General features: G+C 35.9%; 17 protein-coding genes. 8 read left to right on the top strand and 9 right to left on the bottom strand.

The genetic code is table 11. The features are described 5' to 3' along the window. Positions 1-154 precede the first annotated feature (154 nt). Genes IPG37_04600 through IPG37_04590 form a run of 3 tightly spaced genes read left to right on the top strand, consistent with a single transcriptional unit; the run spans position 155 to position 4,882 of the window. Entirely contained in the window at positions 155-1,531 is a 1,377-nt protein-coding gene (locus IPG37_04600; GenBank protein QQR53706.1) for a hypothetical protein, read from the top strand. Next, entirely contained in the window at positions 1,504-2,616 is a 1,113-nt protein-coding gene (locus IPG37_04595; protein QQR53705.1) for a hypothetical protein, read from the top strand. Before IPG37_04600 ends, IPG37_04595 begins: the two co-directional genes overlap by 28 nt. Positions 2,617-2,626: 10 nt before the next feature. After that, positions 2,627-4,882, top strand: coding sequence for an ABC transporter substrate-binding protein (locus IPG37_04590; protein ID QQR53704.1), 2,256 nt, complete (start codon positions 2,627-2,629; stop codon positions 4,880-4,882). Here the strand turns inward: IPG37_04590 and IPG37_04585 are convergent. From IPG37_04585 to IPG37_04565, 5 genes are all read right to left on the bottom strand, one after another. Next, positions 4,867-5,418, bottom strand: a complete 552-nt coding sequence (locus IPG37_04585) for a hypothetical protein (protein QQR53703.1) — start codon at positions 5,416-5,418, stop codon at positions 4,867-4,869. The genes IPG37_04590 and IPG37_04585 overlap by 16 nt on opposite strands. Before the next feature lie 22 nt (positions 5,419-5,440). Further along, positions 5,441-6,130 (bottom strand): hypothetical protein, encoded by a 690-nt coding sequence (locus tag IPG37_04580; protein ID QQR53702.1) that lies wholly within the window; start codon positions 6,128-6,130, stop codon positions 5,441-5,443. A gap of 66 nt (positions 6,131-6,196) precedes the next feature. Continuing rightward, the gene (locus IPG37_04575; GenBank protein QQR53701.1) at positions 6,197-7,213 is read right to left on the bottom strand and encodes an SPFH/Band 7/PHB domain protein; all 1,017 of its coding nucleotides are present in this window, start codon (positions 7,211-7,213) and stop codon (positions 6,197-6,199) included. Positions 7,214-7,532: 319 nt separating this feature from the next. Then, complete coding sequence (locus IPG37_04570; protein ID QQR53700.1) at positions 7,533-8,183, bottom strand: IS30 family transposase; 651 nt, start codon at positions 8,181-8,183, stop codon at positions 7,533-7,535. Between the two features lie 157 nt (positions 8,184-8,340). After that, on the bottom strand, positions 8,341-9,792 hold the full coding sequence (locus IPG37_04565) for an ATPase (protein ID QQR53699.1): 1,452 nt from the start codon (positions 9,790-9,792) through the stop codon (positions 8,341-8,343). A 228-nt stretch (positions 9,793-10,020) separates the two neighbouring features. On the opposite strand from IPG37_04565, the gene IPG37_04560 reads away from it, so the two are divergent. Both IPG37_04560 and IPG37_04555 read left to right on the top strand, forming a co-directional pair. Beyond that, positions 10,021-10,902 (top strand): aminoglycoside phosphotransferase family protein, encoded by an 882-nt coding sequence (locus IPG37_04560; protein QQR53698.1) that lies wholly within the window; start codon positions 10,021-10,023, stop codon positions 10,900-10,902. A gap of 91 nt (positions 10,903-10,993) precedes the next feature. After that, a complete protein-coding gene (locus IPG37_04555; protein ID QQR53697.1) occupies positions 10,994-11,971 on the top strand; it encodes an alpha/beta fold hydrolase in 978 nt (325 codons plus the stop codon). Here the strand turns inward: IPG37_04555 and IPG37_04550 are convergent. Both IPG37_04550 and IPG37_04545 read right to left on the bottom strand, forming a co-directional pair. Beyond that, positions 11,963-12,514: a GNAT family N-acetyltransferase gene (locus tag IPG37_04550; protein QQR53696.1), complete on the bottom strand. Its 552-nt coding sequence runs from the start codon at positions 12,512-12,514 to the stop codon at positions 11,963-11,965. The genes IPG37_04555 and IPG37_04550 overlap by 9 nt on opposite strands. Positions 12,515-12,618: 104 nt before the next feature. Further along, positions 12,619-13,728: an ISAs1 family transposase gene (locus tag IPG37_04545; protein QQR53695.1), complete on the bottom strand. Its 1,110-nt coding sequence runs from the start codon at positions 13,726-13,728 to the stop codon at positions 12,619-12,621. Between the two features lie 157 nt (positions 13,729-13,885). On the opposite strand from IPG37_04545, the gene IPG37_04540 reads away from it, so the two are divergent. From IPG37_04540 to IPG37_04530, 3 genes are all read left to right on the top strand, one after another. Next, positions 13,886-14,896: an aminoglycoside phosphotransferase family protein gene (locus IPG37_04540; protein ID QQR53694.1), complete on the top strand. Its 1,011-nt coding sequence runs from the start codon at positions 13,886-13,888 to the stop codon at positions 14,894-14,896. 26 nt (positions 14,897-14,922) lie between these two features. Next, complete coding sequence (locus tag IPG37_04535) at positions 14,923-15,177, top strand: TfoX/Sxy family DNA transformation protein (GenBank protein QQR53693.1); 255 nt, start codon at positions 14,923-14,925, stop codon at positions 15,175-15,177. Positions 15,178-15,375: 198 nt separating this feature from the next. Then, positions 15,376-15,696, top strand: a complete 321-nt coding sequence (locus IPG37_04530) for a DUF4143 domain-containing protein (GenBank protein QQR53692.1) — start codon at positions 15,376-15,378, stop codon at positions 15,694-15,696. A gap of 187 nt (positions 15,697-15,883) precedes the next feature. Here IPG37_04530 and IPG37_04525 read toward each other — a convergent pair whose 3' ends face one another. Then, the gene (locus IPG37_04525) at positions 15,884-16,657 is read right to left on the bottom strand and encodes a hypothetical protein (protein ID QQR53691.1); all 774 of its coding nucleotides are present in this window, start codon (positions 16,655-16,657) and stop codon (positions 15,884-15,886) included. 358 nt (positions 16,658-17,015) lie between these two features. Continuing rightward, the gene (locus IPG37_04520) at positions 17,016-17,588 is read right to left on the bottom strand and encodes a hypothetical protein (protein QQR53690.1); all 573 of its coding nucleotides are present in this window, start codon (positions 17,586-17,588) and stop codon (positions 17,016-17,018) included. Positions 17,589-17,616: the final 28 nt, after the last annotated feature.

Here is a 17,616-nt window from a genome sequence, read left to right as displayed (position 1 = left end):
TTTTAAAATACCTAGCTTGCGACCATTTGTAATTTGCCTAAACTCATTCTACGATCGTTACAAAATGATAGTATTGTAAATGGGCATGAAAAATAAAATAGTCTTCATCATAAAGTGTTTTTTTGCATGTTTTATGATATGCAATGCTTTTTTTGTGTCTGCTGATTTTGAAAGCGATTGCACCTATAAACGAACGCGTACCTTTTTGCAAACAAAACCAGTATATATGAATATCGCGCGACATAATCATTTAGCGTTGCAGTATGTATATCAAAAAAGAAGTAATTTAGAGTTGACCTGTTCGTTTACACCCTTTCATTACCAGTCATTTTTGAATAGTACGACCCAAAACTATTTTCTTCCAAAACATAAGTCGCATATTACTATAGTTGGGGATCAAGCAGCACCAGATGCCGTCAAGAAAAGAGATGTAAGAGCTGAATGGTTGAACTTGCCTTCATCTGCGCAAGCTACACTACAGTTAGTACCACAATACAAAGTGACTGGATTTGCTGTTCATGTTAATAAGAATTTAAAAGATGTTGTGCCAACTGATTTTTTTTCATCGTTACAATGCGAGCTAGTACTGCCTTTTGTCATTGCTGAACATTTTCTTTTTTTGGATGAACAGAATCTCAGTGGTGTGCCTCCAGGACAGATTATTGATGCTTTTTCTAATACTGTATGGATTGGACAAAGGATAAAACAGTATCAAAGTTCGGTCGGCTTGAGTGACGTTGCAGTTTCAATAAGCTCTTCTTCGTATTGCAAAGATCATTATATTTTTGCAGCCCATTCTGGTTTAGTGTTGCCAACCGCTCCCAAAAATTCCCATACGTATCTCTTTTCTCCAGCGCGTGGCAATAATGGCCGATTTGCCTTTTATGGTGGTGTTGATATGCAATTTGCATTGAATGAAGCTGCGCGTATTTGGAATATGTTGCTGTTTGCAAGTATTGAAAGTTACTATTTTTTTGCTACCGATGTGTATCGTACGTTTGATTTAAAACAAAAGCCGTGGAGCCGTTTTTTGCCCTATATTGATAATAATCAGGTGCAGCCGAATAAACTTCAAGGTGTGAATGTTTTGACATTGAGAGCACATTTAAAACCGCAAGCATATGTTGACTTTTCGTGTGGCATTCGTTTGGTCAGTGATTATATACATTTTGAAGTGGGGTACGGTGTGTGGGGACATGATTCCGAGCGCATTGAACACCTAGATACATCATTTAATAATCTGATTGGTATTGCTGGCGTGCAGCAGGGTGCCTCTGCAAGTAAAAGCACTATTGGCACACAAGCGACTGATGATGAACAGTTTATTCCCGTTAAGTTATCAGATATTGATCTCATTTCAGGTTCCGCTTTGAGTGCATTAAATCATATATTTCATGCCTCAGTAGGAATAACAAAAAAAGGTTCCCGAATTGATGGGTTTATAGGTTTTGGTGGTTCGGTGGAAAAGGCACAACTTGAAGGTTCAATGACTCAATGGGGTGCATGGGTCAAAATTGGTGCAACCGTTTAGCTTGTGGAGTAAAAATGGATCAAGATGTGGTTTTGAATGTTGAAATGAAGGAAGAATTAACTATCAAACAACGTGAACTGGTCCCGCCAATATTTCAAGTAGTTTTTATTATGTTGACGGCCGTTTCTTTATGTGCAATGTTCGCGTATAGATTTTATTTTTTTAAATCACGTGATCCGGTTGTTCAGTGTGAAACTATTTCACCACAAAAATTTAAAGAATTTGGAGCATATTCAAATGAAGTAGGCGTTGGTTTGCAGATAGATGCTTTTGAAACATTTGATATTGTTAAAAATGATATTATGTTCGCGGGTCAGGTATGGTTTAGTATGACGCCTGGGTCGATTTCTTTGGATGCATTGGAAAAATTTTATTTTTCACGAGGTGAGATTATTTTTAAATCACAACCCTATCTTTTTGTTGAAGATGAAAAATTATTTGTGATTTATCGTGTGAGAGTCAAGATGAGTACATATTTGAATCTTGTTGATTTTCCTGTCAATAATCATACTATTTGTATTCAAATTGATCATCCGTATGTAAGTCCTAACGAACTTTTGTTTGAACCAAGGTTGGACAATTTTGCCATCAATGGCGAATTGAAGCCCTTTGGTTGGATATTGTTTGACAAGCGTGTTAAAAGTGGTTTTTTGATGCGTATTTCAGAAAATGTGGAGAATAAAAATACTGGATATCACCCAACTGTATTATTTTATTTTGATATTATGCGTTATGGTACACAGTATGCACTGACTATTTTTTTACCATTGATTTTGATATTCTTTGTGATTCTTTTCTGTTTTAGTGTGGTTGAAAATTCGATTAGCTTTTCATTAGCAGTAGGTGGTGTGACAACTATTCTTGCCTATCGCTTTGTTATTGCAAATATATCACCTCAGGTTGGTTATTTTATGATGACTGACTATCTTTTTTTATTGCTGCTTGCTGGAGGGGTGATTGTTTTTTTGACACATGTAAATGATGTATTTTATAAGCAGTTTATTGGTTTAAGAATAAAAAAATGCATTATTATAGGGATGCATTTTATGATCAATGCATTATCCTGGTATCTTTTATATTGGTAGAGGAATCAAAGTGACTTTTTTAAGGTTAAAAAATTATAGAATACTTTTTTTGATTTTTGTATGCAATATTCAGTTTGGATATGCTAATGATAGTACGAATTACACTTTGGATCATTTTGTAATACTTGGCAAAAAACTGATTGAGTTTCCCCCGTGTGATAATTTAAACTGGATTGATCCTGATTATAGTAATTATCTAAAATCTATTAAAAAACACTATTTACAGTCTCTCTGTTATAATTATGGAATTTTTGATAAGACCGCTTCATTAGAACATGTATTTTTAGATTTGTTATCATCCTTTAAATCGGTTGAGCCTAAACATGAGAATTGCAGTGTGCTTTGTCTAGAGCCCGGAAGTAGTTTATATGTGTGGGGTGATTTGCATGGTTCATTCCATACGTTGCTTAAATCATTGCTCTATTTAAAGAAACAGAATGTTATTAATGATGAGCTTCAAATTAGGAATTCAGAAGCACATTTTATCATTTTTGGTGACGCGGTTAGCAGAGGATCGTGCTCAATGGCAACGCTTGCACTTATTATAGCGCTTTTGAAAAAAAATCCTACTCAGGTTCATTATATTAAGGGTAATCATGAATCGTTTAAATATTGGGAAAATTTTGCATTAAAGCGTGAAATACAAATATTAATTAATGCTTCGATGGATGAGCATCAAAAGGTGAAAGAGTTAGTGAATAATTTTTTCAATACATTGCCAGATTATCTACTAGTCTATCTTGCAAAAGAACCTGATAGGAGTCTTCTTTTTGCTTTTAATGGGATTGTAGATCCGTATATTCATTTTAATCAACCGTTATCAATGATGATTGGATTGCACGATAGAGCGTTAGTCTTTGACCAGTATGATTATACTGGTCAGCTCCATATTCCGGAGGTTATTTTTAAAACTGAAGACTGGAAAGAGGGGCATTGTGCAATAAATGGCTTAGGAATGTTGAGTCAGATTTTTGGTGCGACGACCTGGGCAGTGTTTTCTGCTCCTATTCAAGTACATCAAGCGTATTATAATTTTGTGTATCATGCTTTTGCAAAGATATCTCTTAATACGAGCTTGAGAAACTCTACTGTTGCATGTATTAATCAGCATAAAGATAAAAATGATTTTGTTCAGCAAGAAGAGCTTAATTTGGTTACTGGTAGATCAGTCTTGGCTGGAGGTCATGAAGCTGTTGGTAATGATATTTTGCTTGGTTCTACCATGCCATTGATAGAAGGCTTACCAGTGGTAAGTCATCGTACGAAACAGGGCATTAGCATAGCTGTAAATGAAAAAAATATGAAGGGTGGTATTGCAGGTCGTCATATTAAATTCGATGTTCGCAATGATAATTATGTTCCATTTATTGCTCGTGGTAATATTGAGGATTTGCGTAGACGAGGTGTAGAGTTTATATTTGCGCCGGTTGGTAGTGCAACCTTGAATGCCTATGTAGATCTAGTTGTAAAAAAAGATATAGCTGTTATCTTTCCGATCACAGGAAATCCTTTTTTTAGTAGTTCTGAATTGCAGAATATAGTAAATTTAACGGCAATGTATACGCAAGAGATAGGAGCATTGATTAGGTTTCTTTTAAAAAATCAGTCTGTAAAAAACTTTGCATTCATTTATCAGGAAGATGAATATAGCAAAGAGACATTGGACAAAGCACATGAGGTACTAGTAACTGCTGGAATTTCAGATTATACAGTGATCCCATATGTTCGTGGTGCAATAGATTTGAAAAATCAAATTGAAAAACTTAATAGTAGTAATATTGACGCGTTAGGATTTTTGTGTACCCCGCAAGTTGCGCAGGAGTTTATTCGTAAAGTTGGTGTAGAAAGTCTAAAAAATAAGGTATTATTCGGACTTTCTACTTTGACTTCGAGCGCATTTAAGCAGTTTTTAAAGCAGAAAGGTTTAGTGCTTTTTTTTACATCGAGAGTACCGAATGTTTTCAGTAGTGGTTGGGCTATTGCAGCAGAATATCGCGCATTAATGGAGCGTTTTTCATATCCTTTAGATACAACTTCATTAGAGGGTTATTTGGGTGCACGGCTCTTTTTTAATGTACTAGAGAAAAATAATACTTCGGTTAACAGTAATAATCTTTTAGATCTATTTCAAAAGATGCAAAATGTTGATTTTGGAGCTATGAATATATCGTTTGACCGTGCAGAAAATTCATTTAATCTCCCTCTATGGATTGGTGCCACTAATCAAAATCAGTGGATTGAAATTAGTAATCAAAAGAGGTCATGAAGCAGATCTATTGGCCAAGCAAAACTGAAATCGATATGATCATCCTGAAACACATGATTATGACAGAGGATTATACAGTATTTTATACTACTGTTTGTATTCTCAATAGTCTTAAATAATCCATAAAACATCTCCAGCTTTTTGCGTGTTGATGATTGGTTGGAAAACGGTTTTTTTGTTAATGAGCAATATAATGTGCTTGTTGCGTTATCAATTGACAAAAAATCTACCCCTATTCTCTGATTTATAATCTTTTCTTCCCATACTGTTTCGGTCCATTGAGTAAGTACTTTTGAAATTTTTTCATGGTCAGATTTGTATGTAATGAGTAGGCTTTCTTTTTGCAGTGTACCATGTTTTATGAAGTATACATCAACTCTTTCGCTTGTCGGTTTTGCTTCGGTTTTATGTTTATTAGGCTGATTGCCTTGCCAAATTAAAAAATCATTATTCCATAACACATAAAGACCGCCTAGTACTACTGATTGCAAAAATATGATTATATATAAAGCGTTATTTTGATTATTATGCCCCATACTTATCCTTTATTGCATTAATTTAAGTATAGTTGTGTTCAAGCATTGTAACGATTGCCTGACAAATATCGGGTATTGCTGTTTTCCATTTTTCTGCGTCTGAGATTCCTATTTCAAATCCAAAAGCCGGACAGACAATTCCTTTTAAAGGTACGAATGGAATTGTAAAATATGAACTTTTATAAAAAGTATTTTTTTCTTCTGTTTTAAAGAAGTTAAAAAACAGTCCGCTCATTTTAGTTGAAACTGCTTTGTTATTGCAATGCGCATGGCTTACGTTAACAAATTCGAGCGTATTTTTTTTGTTGTGTATAAGGCACTCTGTATTATTGGGTAGAGTGTTATAACAATAGATGTCTATTTCCAAATTTTCAAGTGGTTGTGCGTATACGCCTACGTGGATAGCAACAGTAGGATTCATCTTATTGATCTGTTCTGCGTGAAAAAAGTTACCACTTTTGATCGGTTTTGTTCTCAAGGTGATCACCTTGAGAGGCATTTTTAGTTGCTTATGATGAGTACTGATATGTTGTGTTATCTGTTGGCATATCTGTTGCGTGAGGCCATATTGATAATAATCGCCGACTGAGCGATCCTCTACATCCTGTTTTCCACCGGGAATGAGAACAACTGTTTGAAAATCAGGTTCTGTTTTTGCAAAAAAATATGAAAAAATAAAGAAGATCAAAAAAACTCGTCCATCATAATACATACAACACACTTTTTAGAAAAACGCCTGCTTTAATCAAAAGTGTAGCACAAGTATTGAAAAATAACATTATCTGTTTTCTGGTGTATTTGCAGAGCTGTCTTTTTCAAAAACGTGTTTAATCATGCTTATTGAATTGACAAGTGATTGTGCTTCGTATGGGATAATAATGGTTTTATTATCTTTTCCTGTGGTCATCTTTGATAAAGCTTCAATATAGTTTTGAGCTATCAAAAATTCAGCTGTATTTTGTGACGGCAATGCATGTTTGATTTTTTCAATAGCTTTTGCTTCAGCGTCTGCAAGTATTAGCCGTGCTGAAGCTTTACCTTCCGCCTCTGCAACTTCTGCTGTCGCTTGGCCTCTGGCTTTTAAAATATGAGCTTCTTGTTGGCCTTGGGCTTCCAAAATGGCAGAAGTTTTTGCACCCTCAGCTCTCAAAATCATCTCTCTGCGTTCACGTTCTGCACGCATCTGTTTTTCCATGGCGTGCCTGATGTCGATCGGTGGATTAACTTCTTGCAGTTCTACACGGTTTACCTGTACTCCCCATTTAGTTGCAGCTTCAAAAAGAACAGTGCGAAGTCGTTCGTTAATATCATCACGTGATACCAAGGTTTCATCAAGATCCATTGAACCGATAATATTGCGTAATGTGGTTTGCGCAAGCTTTTCAATCGCTTCAGAAAGGTTATAAACTTCGTACACCGCCGCATGTGGATTGATGATCTGATAATAGAGAATAGCAGTGATTTCCATAGTTACATTATCTTTTGTAATCACATTCTGTTTTGGAAAATCATAAACACATTCACGTACGTCGATTTTGATTTCTTGTGATGTTTTGCGGATATATTCGTTATGATACGATGTGACAGTGGTCCATAAAATTTTTCGAGGCTGTTCTACGAGTGGTATAACCAGATGGAGGCCTGGTTGCAATATGCGGTCAAATTTACCAAACCGTTCAATGATGACCGCTTCTGCTTCATGGACAAGCAAAAAGATACTTTGGAATAAAAGAATGAAAACAAATACGAAAATAGGAATAAAGTAAATCAGGGGTAATGCAAAACTGTTTATCATTTTCAATCCTTGAAATAAAGATAGGTGAAACATATAAAACCAGTTATCGTAATTATTTTACCATGATTTTTGTAAGATTTAAAGTAAAAAAATGAGACTTGATTACTTTTAAAAAGAATGGCCGATTCAAATCTGAAATGCGACACCTAAGAACGAAAACGTTGATCATAAAAGGCCTGTGAAGGTGTAAAATAATGCAAAACTGCTCTAGGTCGATTATTCAGTTTGTCTTGAATAATCTGTATATCAGCATGAGTTAGTGTAGTGAAATCTGTTTTTTTTGGCAAATATTGACGAATGAGACCGTTGGTATGTTCGTTCAAGCCACGTTCCCAAGAATGATATGGTTTTGCGAAAAAACGTCACAATGTGGCAAATTAAGTGAGACAGTCGCATGATCTGCAAACTCCAATCCATTATCAGCAGTGATAGTTTGGACATAAGATTCATAAGGTTTTAGCATACGCAAAACAGCATCGGTGGTTTTAAATGCTGTTTTTGAATCGATCAGACGGATCAATGTAAACTTAGTCGCACGATCAACAAGCGTCACCAGTATGCCTTTGTGTCTCAGATGGAGGTACAGCGTTTGGCCATCTGCTTTGTCTCTTTTGATCATACTATAAATCGTTTGATGACTTATCGAAATACCTTGCTTTTTCAATCGCCCTGATATCTGTTGCGAACTCGCCTGAACATCGAACAATAACAGCTTTATTTGTTCCTGAATTTCTTTTTTCAATCGATAGGATCTGCTGCTTGCAACACTCCTTCTTTTCTGTTTCTTTGCTTCCGCTTCTTGAAATTTGTAGCCCTTTTTACTACTGTTACGCTTTATCTCTCGTGCAATGGTTGAGTGGTGTATGCATAACTTCCTCCCTATCACTCTTCTACTCATTCCTATTGAAAAAAATACATCTATCTGGCATCTTATTTCATAGGTCAGGTGTGCGCCAGCTTTTCGGCTCATAAATTGTCTCCTTGGTTGTTCTCAGAGACTAGTTTATGATCACCTGACTTTTTTTCTAGTTAGTGTCGCATTTCACCCTTGAATGGGCCATACTGGTAAACTGCTTATAAATAGTGCAAGCAGATAAAAGTTAAGGTATTTTTGTGTTGTAATTTTATCAATAAGACAGGTAATGATCTTCTAAAAAATCTACAATATCGACGATGCGATAAAAATAGGAGCTTGTTTCGACGGTAGAGGCTACACCACTCACATGGAATAATACAGCCACTTTTGCAAATCCCTTTGGCGCTTTTAATCTGGCTATTTTTTCCTGCATTTCGGCAATGATATCGATACCAATTTCACGCCTTTTGAATTTAAATTCACAAATAAATAAGCTGTTGGTTTTTGTCTGTATCAGATAATCGATTTGACAACCCTGCTGAGTAGTTGTTTTTGTTTGCCTGTACGGTCCGCTACGTACAATATCGACAGGTGAAATACCTAGTTTTTCAATCAATAACTGGCGATTTTGAAGTAATAAGGTCTCAAGTTGTAGGCCTAGGTGTGTTTCAAAACCAGCTATGGTTGATAGTGGTACTTGGTCAAATCCACCTTCTGCGATGATATTTGAATGTGGTTCAATAACTTTAAGATAAAACCTCATGTAAGGATCTGAGATTCTATATAAGCTTTGTTTTAAAGGGTTTGTAGTTTTAAATGACCAGAGAGACTGTTTGACTACAAAGCCTGCCACGATCAGATGCTCTATCATTTGACTTAAGGTGCCGCTGTGTGGAAAGTGTATACCTGTCCTTATTTCAGATAACGTTTGTGCGCCGTCTTTGAGGCTATGCAGAATTTTTTTATAGGTTGTGCCTTTGCTATCAAAAAGATCGTTGAAAATACGATCAAATTCAGTAACAAGGAGTCCATTTTTTTCAAAAGCAAGCTGTTTGATGTTGTCATCAGCAGTCATGTGAGGATGAAACTGTTCTAGATACCATGGTATTCCACCAACAATGCTAAGCAGTTTGTACGTATCATAGGCAGAAAGTTGCATTCCGAGTGCTTTTAATAGTTGTATGCTATTGGGAATGGGGAGTGGTTCGAGGTTCATTGTTAGGTTAATTCGGCCGAAAAATGCGGTACTTTTCAAAATGTTTTCTTCAATCCAAGTAGAAACAGATCCGCAAAATACAAGCAGCATATGCATGGTTTGTTTGTCCCACCAGACTTTGAGTTTGGGAATAAAACTAGGATCTTTTGATCCCATCCATGAAATCTCATCAAAAAGAATTACATCTCCTGGTTGAAGATAAAGACTTAGATGCTCAAAAGCATCACTCCAATTGTGAAAAGTGAGCGGTGGAATTTTGAGCATGAATGCAAATTGTCGAGCAAAATGATCTCTCTGTTCTTGTGCGCTCATGCCGTTTTCTGGGGCAAGGCCTGCAAAACTCCAAAATCTTTTGGTTCCTGATAGTTTGGCAAATTCTGCTATCAGTCTACTTTTGCCAATTCTTCTGCGGCCTTTTACAACGACAATGGCAGGCTTTTGTTTTTTGTATAAAGATTTTAATCGTGCTAATTCAGAGTTGCGGCCAACAAATGCAGAGTTGAACATAAAGACCTTTTTATGCTTGAAATATCTTTTAAGCATATTTTGAGCAGAATCGTAAGTCAATTAAAAATGCTCAAAACGATATTTTTTGGTTTTTGAGAAGCTATAAAAATTTGTGGAAAATGATTATTACATCCTGTTTAGCTTCAATTTTCATAAATTTTTTGTAATGTGGTATGATTGATCATGTTTAGTAAGGTTATACTCGCTTGACGAAAGGAACCAGAAGTTATGAATGCCGTATTAAATCCAACAGTTGAGCTTGCACGAAAATTGATCTTGAAGCAGTTTCCTGAATTTAGTCATCTGCCAGTTAGCAATATTGAAAAACAGGGGCATGATAATCGTACGTTCAGACTTGGGTCAGAATTACTCATTCGTATGCCAATAGCCGAAGACTATGCATTAAAAGTTCCAAAAGAACAAGAACTACTGCCGCAATTAGCAAAATATTTAAGCGTTAACATTCCTGTTCCTATCAAAATGGGCAAACCTTCAACAGATTATCCATATCCATTTTCTATATGCAAATGGTTGCCTGGCAAAAGTATCAATCTTTTGACTTTAACCGAGCAAGAAAAAGAACAGCTTGCATATGATGTGGCTCAGTTTTTAAAGAAACTACAAACGATTAAAGGACTAAAAGAGCTTTTGCCAGGTCAACATAACTGGTGGCGTGGTGATCATGTTAGTGTGTACGATCAAGGGGCCCGAAAACAGATTCAAGAACTTGCTGGGATTATCGATGTAAATCAGGCCTTAGAATTATGGAATCAGGCCTGCGCGACGAAATGGAACAACGCTCCCGTCTGGATTCATGGTGATGTTGCAATCGGGAACTTATTGATGGATGATGGCAAACTTTCTGCTGTGATTGATTTTGGTGGTGCAGCGATCGGAGATCCTGCATGTGATCTTGTTATTGCATGGACATATTTCTCTCGAAAATCACGTCAAATTTTTATGAGTGAAATGAATATGGATTCTGATACATGGCTTCGTGCACGTGCGTGGGTATTATGGAAAGCAACATATGAATTGTGTCAAATCGCAGAGAAAAATAGTTCGGCTGCGCAGATACAAAAAAAGATTATTGAGGATGTGATGAATTGATAAAGAGGTTGCTGTTTTTGACAAAAATAATGAATTACAATAGACTATAAATGCCTTGTTATTTATATATTTAATAAATTTTAGCGAAATAATGCTTATTAAGATTATCAACGCTTTAACTACTTTTATTTTGATGGTACTGAGTTTTGGCATGCAGAACACAAGTGCGGAACCATTTTTGTTCGATGAATTAAACGAAGAGTTACATAATTTTGTTATAAAAAAGCCACAATTTTTAAAAGCTTCTGATGGTGTAAAGTTAGCGTATTATTCATTTGTGCCGACTGCACCAAAAGCTGTGGTTATTTTTTATCATGGTGCTGGATTTTATAGCAGTGCATTGTATCAATCATTTGCACAGCAATTAGTTCGTGAAAACATTGGTTGTTATCTTTTTGATATTCGAGGACATGGTTATTCTCAAGGTCCTCGAGGCGATGCGCCTGCAGTTACTCAGGTTTGGGATGATGTGACAAGAGCGATTAATGTTGTGAATAAGCAACATCCGGAAACTGCATTGTATGTGGGCGGGCATTCTTCAGGTGCTGGCATGATACTCAATTATAGTAACTATAATCACCATCAATTGGTGAAAGGATATGTATTGATTACACCTTATTTAGGTAGGAATTGCGGCGCTATTAAAAATCATTTTGATCAAACAACTTCATTTATAAAAAGTGTAAGTGTGTGGAAGTTTATTGTGAATGCATTGACGGGAGGTTTTTTTTGTGGGCATAGTCCTGCGGTCTTTTTTAACTATCCTCAAGCGCTGCTTAGGATTGATCCAAAAATTGTTCCAAGTTATTCAGTTACTATGACCACGGCAACCTCACCGGAAGACCCAAAGGAATTATTTAAAACTTTAGACAAATCCTTTTTATTGGTTGTTGCTTCAGATGATGAACAGTTTATTCCAGAAAAACTAATCGAATATAAAAAATTCGCTGCAAATGAAATTCAAGCCTCTTCTGTTGCACAGATAATTCCCAAAGCAACTCACCTTGGTAGTATGTTAAAATCAGCTTCGTTATGTGCAGATTTTGTCAAATCATTTAGTTCATTTTAAATATTCTGTTGCCTTTAATCTATACAAAACATGCAGCGACAGCTTATGATCAACTGGAAGTTTTGGATGGGAAAAGGCGCCCTTCAAATCCCGTTTTAAACCGATTTTTTCCATGACTCGAATAGAACGGATATTGGCAGGGACGGTAAATGAGACTATTTCTTGCAGTTTGCACTTTTTAAACCCATAATCTAATGATGCTTTTGCAACTTCAGTTGCATAGCCTTTTTGCCAATATTGTGATCCTAGTCGCCAACCAATTTCAACGGCAGGTGTAAATGGAGCTGGCCAGTCTGTATAATTAAGGCCAACAAAACCTATCAGTTGATCAGTTTCTTTGAGTTCTGTTGCCCATAAAGTATAGCCATGTTTTTCTTGATGTTGGTTAACGGCTGGAATAAAATCATTAACTTGCTGCATGGTTAACGGACCACGTAAAAATTCAAGGACTTTTGGATCTTGGTTGATGTGAAAATATGGTTCAGCGTCTTTCTGTTCCCAAGTTCTTAAAATCAGCCTCTCTGTTTCAATAATAATCGCCATCTTGTTTCCATTATTTTAAATATACTTTTTGGTTTGGGTTATTCCTGCTGACTTGAAGTTTGTCAGTGTATCAATTTTCAAATAATCTCTAAAATACCCAGGGCTTACGCATGAAAAATTTTACTGAGAGATTTAATCAAATGTTTAAAAGACATGCAGTTTTTGCGCATGATACCTTTTAAAGATTGCTCAGGTTTATCCTTGATTTTTTGAATGACGTTGAGGGCCCATTTTCGCATGATAGCGATATTTTCAGAGGCATTATCATTGCGAATACAAGATTTATCCTCGTTAAATACAACATCTAAACGCCAATGGAGTTTATTTTCTATGCCCCAGTGTGCGCGAGCTGCCTTGTTAAAGCGTTCTGCGTTTCGATCCAAAGATGAGATGTAAAACCTATTTTCAGTATAAGTTTTTTCTTTTTTAGTGACCGTAGAAACAATTATTCCGATCGAACGTAATGATGGCCATTGATGGGTATTGATAAGCCACTGAATGTCATCAATAACATATGCTGTTCGTTGTTCAATTCTCTCATGACCTTTAGTAATATCTGTGTAAGAGTCAGCCTGTTCCAATAATTCAGAGTCTTTGAAATAATCCTTGATATCTTGATGTAAGTTGCCTTGATTTCCTTTAATTGCAATGAGATAATCACCGCCTTGCTGGACAATCTGAGTGCAGATTTCTCGTTGTGCTCCAATTGCATCAACGGTTACTATTCTTTCGTGTAAATCAAGCAGTTTTAATAACTCTGGTATTGCAGTAATTTCATTTGATTTGGCCTTCACTTTATGTTGCGCTATCACCATCTGATTTGCTTCGCACCACGCAGAAACTATGTGTAAAGGCTTTTCCTTTCCACTGTTACGTATTGTTTTGCCATCGATACTTACAAGACTCATTTCTTGAGGTATCGTTACAATGCTTGCAGTGAACGAGTGAAAAGCGTCTACAAACTCTTCTGGCCTTATCTGATCCCATAATCTTTGATATGTATCATGACTTGGCACACCTCCCGGAAAATCAAAATACTTTGCAAGCTCTTCTTCATGTCCCTCTACAAATGCTTCTATTCCACTGAAACTATCTATCCCACATAAAAATGCTAATAGCGTCGTTCCAATCAACATTTCTAATGGATGCTTCTTGTTCCTATCTGATCTTGGGTCTTTTATCTCTTCAAAGTATTCCAGTAAGCTTTTTTGCATAATAATACCTTTTTTAGTACTATTATCTCTTTTTTATCCTTTCTTTACTAGCTTTTTCATGCGTAAGCCCTGCTAAAATACCATATTTCATTGAGTTTTGCATCATTCAGAGGTACAATGATTACATCGCTAACTTTTTTTAACAAGGGTAATTGTATTGATTTCTGATTTAATTTCCAATGAGATGATATGCTCATTTTTGCAAACAACCTATGCAGTTGATGTCAAGCATGTAGCACGCCTTAATTTGGGAGCCGATTTAGATACACAGGTCTATCAGGTCAAGACAAATTCAATGTGTGATTATTTTTTTAAATTAAGAAAAGAAAACGCCTTTCATGAATCAAGTGTGACCATTCCCAAATATCTTTCTGATTCAGGATGTAAAAATGTTATTGCACCAGTAGAAACGATAGATCAAAAACTTTGGTCATCATTAATGGGATTCAAGGTTATTTTATATCCATTTATTAATGGAAAAAATGCTATTGAAAGAACATTTTCAAATGAACAGATGGTAGAATTTGGCATAAGTATAAAAAAGCTGCATAGTGTCAATATACCAACTGACATGGCAGCGGTAATTCCGAAGGAAGAATTTTCAGAAAAATGGTGTACCATTTTAAAATCATCGATTCAATATATCGAGCAAAATATTTTTGAAGACGTAGCTTTACACAAAACAGCGGTATTTTTAAAAGAAAAAAGCATTCAAATACAAAACATTATTGAGCGTACCAAACAACTTGCTGATGTGTTGCAAAAACAGAATCTACCATATGTTTTATGCCATGCAGATCTTCATAAATGGAATCTACTTGTTTCTGAAACAGGGTGCGTTTTTATTGTCGATTGGGATACGTTGATTTTTGCACCAAAAGAACGGGATCTCATGTTTATTGGTGCAGGTATTGAGCCAGATCAAAGCAACATTGATAAAGAATCAGAACTATTCTATCATGGATACGGCAAAACAGATGTGAATCATAATGCAATTGCATATTATCGATATGTCCGTATCGTTGAAGATATAGCGATCTATTGTCAACAGATTTTTTTCTCAAATGATGATATAAAGCTTAAATTAAAAGCATTCGAGTATCTAGCTTCAAACTTTTTGACAGGTCGTACTGTTGAGAAAGCTTATGAATCTGACACATTAATATAGGGATCAAGTTTAAAAGGTAAAGATTAATGAAGAATAAAGAGTTATTGTCGCTTAAAAATGTTGGCAAAGCCGTTTTGCAGGATCTTGAGCTTCTTGGTGTTCATTCAATAGAACAACTGAAAACACAGGATCCAGATGATCTTTTTGAAAAACTACAAAAAGTAACTGGGTCAAAACAGAATCCATGCGTTTGGGATGTATTTGCAGCGATAATTCATCAAGCAAATACCGGTAATGCTTTGCCTTGGTGGTATTTTTCAAAATTGCGTAAAAAATCATAGGATAAACATTCCATAAGTGGATTTTTTACGCGGTCTATTTGCTTTTCAGTGCTACTCGTGACTATTCTTAATGATGTTTTAATTTAACTTTGCATGCGTTTTCTGCGTATTTCAATGCTATAACCAAATAATTTTGTTTTATACAGATAAAATTGTCAAAGCAGCTTGATTGTTTCATTAAATCAAAAGCGCAAAGCGATGGCGGTTTTAAAATATATCGATATCCTGGAAGGCACGTTTATGGTTCGTGTTTTGCGGCCTTGGTTTGAAAATATTGCCAAAAGGCAGGTAAAATCACCGAAACTCTATATTCGTGACTCGGGAATTTTGCACGCGTTGCTTTCAATTGCGCAGCCTGAAGCGTTGTATGTGTACCCAAAACTTGGTGCGTCGTGGGAAGGCTTTGCGCTGGAAGCGATCATCAACCAGTATGAGTTGCAGTCGCACGATTGCTTTTTTGGTCGACTCAGGGTGGTGCGGAGCTTGATCTTTTTACTATCAAAAATGGGAAAAGGTTAGGATTTGAATTCAAATACACCGATTCGCCCAAAATTACCAGGTCAATGCACGTGGCCTTGCAAAACCTTGCGTTGGACCATCTGTATGTCGTCTGGCCACACGATCAGACATTTTCCCTGGCTGAAAATATCACTGTGATTGGATTAAAAAACCTGCAGCCAGTTTGATGAATTGAATCTTTTTTGATTTAAGGGTTGAGGACCAGATTACTGTTTTGGGCAGTTGGAGTTTGATGGTTTGATGCAGCATCAATTTTTGCTGTTTGTTTCTTTCGCTTTTCTTTGTACGCCTGATACCATTTTTTGCAGGTGGTTACGACACAATAACCAGCAGTCAAAACGGTTGCTGTGATCAATGAGTCGCCGACCGGGGTTTTTGCCGCTAAGTATGCAAAATGTTTTTCAGATGGCAACAAACCAAACAGTTTCATTGACAGCCATGTTTTTGGTGCAGCGGCAAATGCGCCAGGTTCATTTAAAAGGACGTGTACGCCATGTTTGAAGTTTCTTGCACGTTTGAACTTCGAAGGGTAGATTGAATTTCTTTTTAACATATGAATACCTTGTTTATCATGGTTTTCAAAGTAATGCATGTAAGCAACTTGAGCAATTTCAAGTTTTTCTTTAATCGGAATATTTGGATTTTTGATAACATTCATGTCTGCGCTTGTTTCTTGAATATGCGAAAGCATTATGTTAAATGGATTTTTAGTGTTTTCAAGAGAGTTTGATAGAATGATACCATCTAAAAGATGCCCGTATTCGTGAAGTAAACCTGCGGCTATTTCTGTATCTGAGCATGTTTTTAAGGAATCTTTAAAAAGAATCTTAATTAGAGGAAGAAATGCTTCCTTTTTTCCACACAATCCAATTTCAATAGCTACATCAGATGGTGTATCTGAATTTTTTATGGTAAACTGAACCTGTTTTGTATTGATACCTAATTTTTCTGCAATATTCAAAATCCGTTCTAAAAATTCTGGCTCACCTCCATCTTTATGCAGAATATTAAACCGTTTTATTTATGTGCCAAGAAAACCACGGTCTTTTAAGGCCGTGGATGAATTGGTACCATAAATAAAAGAATGAAAACAAATACGAAAATAGGAATAAAGTAAATCAGGGGTAATGCAAAACTGTTTATCATTTTCAATCCTTGAAATAGAGATTAGGTGAAACATATAAAACCAGTTATTCTAATTATTTTACCATAGTTTTTGTAAGATTTAAAGTATAAAAAATGAGATTCGATGAGTTTCAAAACCAGGTGCCATGGTGAATTTCCATGGCACCTTTTTAAAATTTTTAAATAGATGAGTGTTATTCTTTTGTGTTAGCTTGTTTTTGTGCCCACATATACCCTATATCATAAAAACTTCGGTTGCGATATAAAGCCCTTGCAACCGACCACGCCCACCCAAGTCCAGGGCGAGATTTTTTGTAATCTTCTTGGCCTCTTAAAAATTCCTCTTTCCACGTTCTACTCTGTCTATAGTAACCTTTATTTGTAGGATTGTTTTTCGCTAACTTTGCCATGTTCTTCTTCAAATGGCAGTTTTTTTGATCATCGGCTATCATCCGTTTACCGTTTGTCGTCTGCTTATAAATTAAATTGTTCTTCCAGGATTCTTGAGTGGAGTTAAGCTCTTTCTCAGTTGCTTTGTCAAACTCAAAATTGATGCAATCGGCAATCATCTTTACCTTATCCTTCAAAAAAGCCTCTTCTCCTAGCTCAGAAGCTTTAAGCTTAAAAAACGTTTCAAGGTTAGGGGTGTGGTAGCAAAATTTTGTTGCTATATTGACCGTTTCTTTGATTTCTGCGTACGATGGTTCGTAGCATTGTGTAGCAAAAACGGTTAAAAAGATAAGCAAAACCGAATTTTTAATATGCATAGATAATCCTTATTTTAAAACAGATGTT

The organism is bacterium, assembly GCA_016699125.1.
Lineage (GTDB): Bacteria > Babelota > Babeliae > Babelales > Vermiphilaceae > AWTP1-30.
The sequence above is the reverse complement of the archived record's forward strand: the minus strand, read 5'-3'. Positions and strand labels throughout refer to the sequence as shown.

Coding starts and splice junctions, on each gene's coding strand:
- IPG37_04595 (QQR53705.1), top strand. CDS start 1,504: ATGGGTCAAAATTGGTGCAACCGTTTAGCTTGTGGAGTAAAAATGGAT.
- IPG37_04585 (QQR53703.1), bottom strand. CDS start 5,418: ATGGGGCATAATAATCAAAATAACGCTTTATATATAATCATATTTTTG.
- IPG37_04580 (QQR53702.1), bottom strand. CDS start 6,130: ATGTATTATGATGGACGAGTTTTTTTGATCTTCTTTATTTTTTCATAT.
- IPG37_04575 (QQR53701.1), bottom strand. CDS start 7,213: ATGATAAACAGTTTTGCATTACCCCTGATTTACTTTATTCCTATTTTC.
- IPG37_04570 (QQR53700.1), bottom strand. CDS start 8,183: ATGAGCCGAAAAGCTGGCGCACACCTGACCTATGAAATAAGATGCCAG.
- IPG37_04565 (QQR53699.1), bottom strand. CDS start 9,792: ATGTTCAACTCTGCATTTGTTGGCCGCAACTCTGAATTAGCACGATTA.
- IPG37_04560 (QQR53698.1), top strand. CDS start 10,021: ATGAATGCCGTATTAAATCCAACAGTTGAGCTTGCACGAAAATTGATC.
- IPG37_04555 (QQR53697.1), top strand. CDS start 10,994: ATGCTTATTAAGATTATCAACGCTTTAACTACTTTTATTTTGATGGTA.
- IPG37_04550 (QQR53696.1), bottom strand. CDS start 12,514: ATGGCGATTATTATTGAAACAGAGAGGCTGATTTTAAGAACTTGGGAA.
- IPG37_04545 (QQR53695.1), bottom strand. CDS start 13,728: ATGCAAAAAAGCTTACTGGAATACTTTGAAGAGATAAAAGACCCAAGA.
- IPG37_04535 (QQR53693.1), top strand. CDS start 14,923: ATGAAGAATAAAGAGTTATTGTCGCTTAAAAATGTTGGCAAAGCCGTT.
- IPG37_04530 (QQR53692.1), top strand. CDS start 15,376: ATGGCGGTTTTAAAATATATCGATATCCTGGAAGGCACGTTTATGGTT.
- IPG37_04520 (QQR53690.1), bottom strand. CDS start 17,588: ATGCATATTAAAAATTCGGTTTTGCTTATCTTTTTAACCGTTTTTGCT.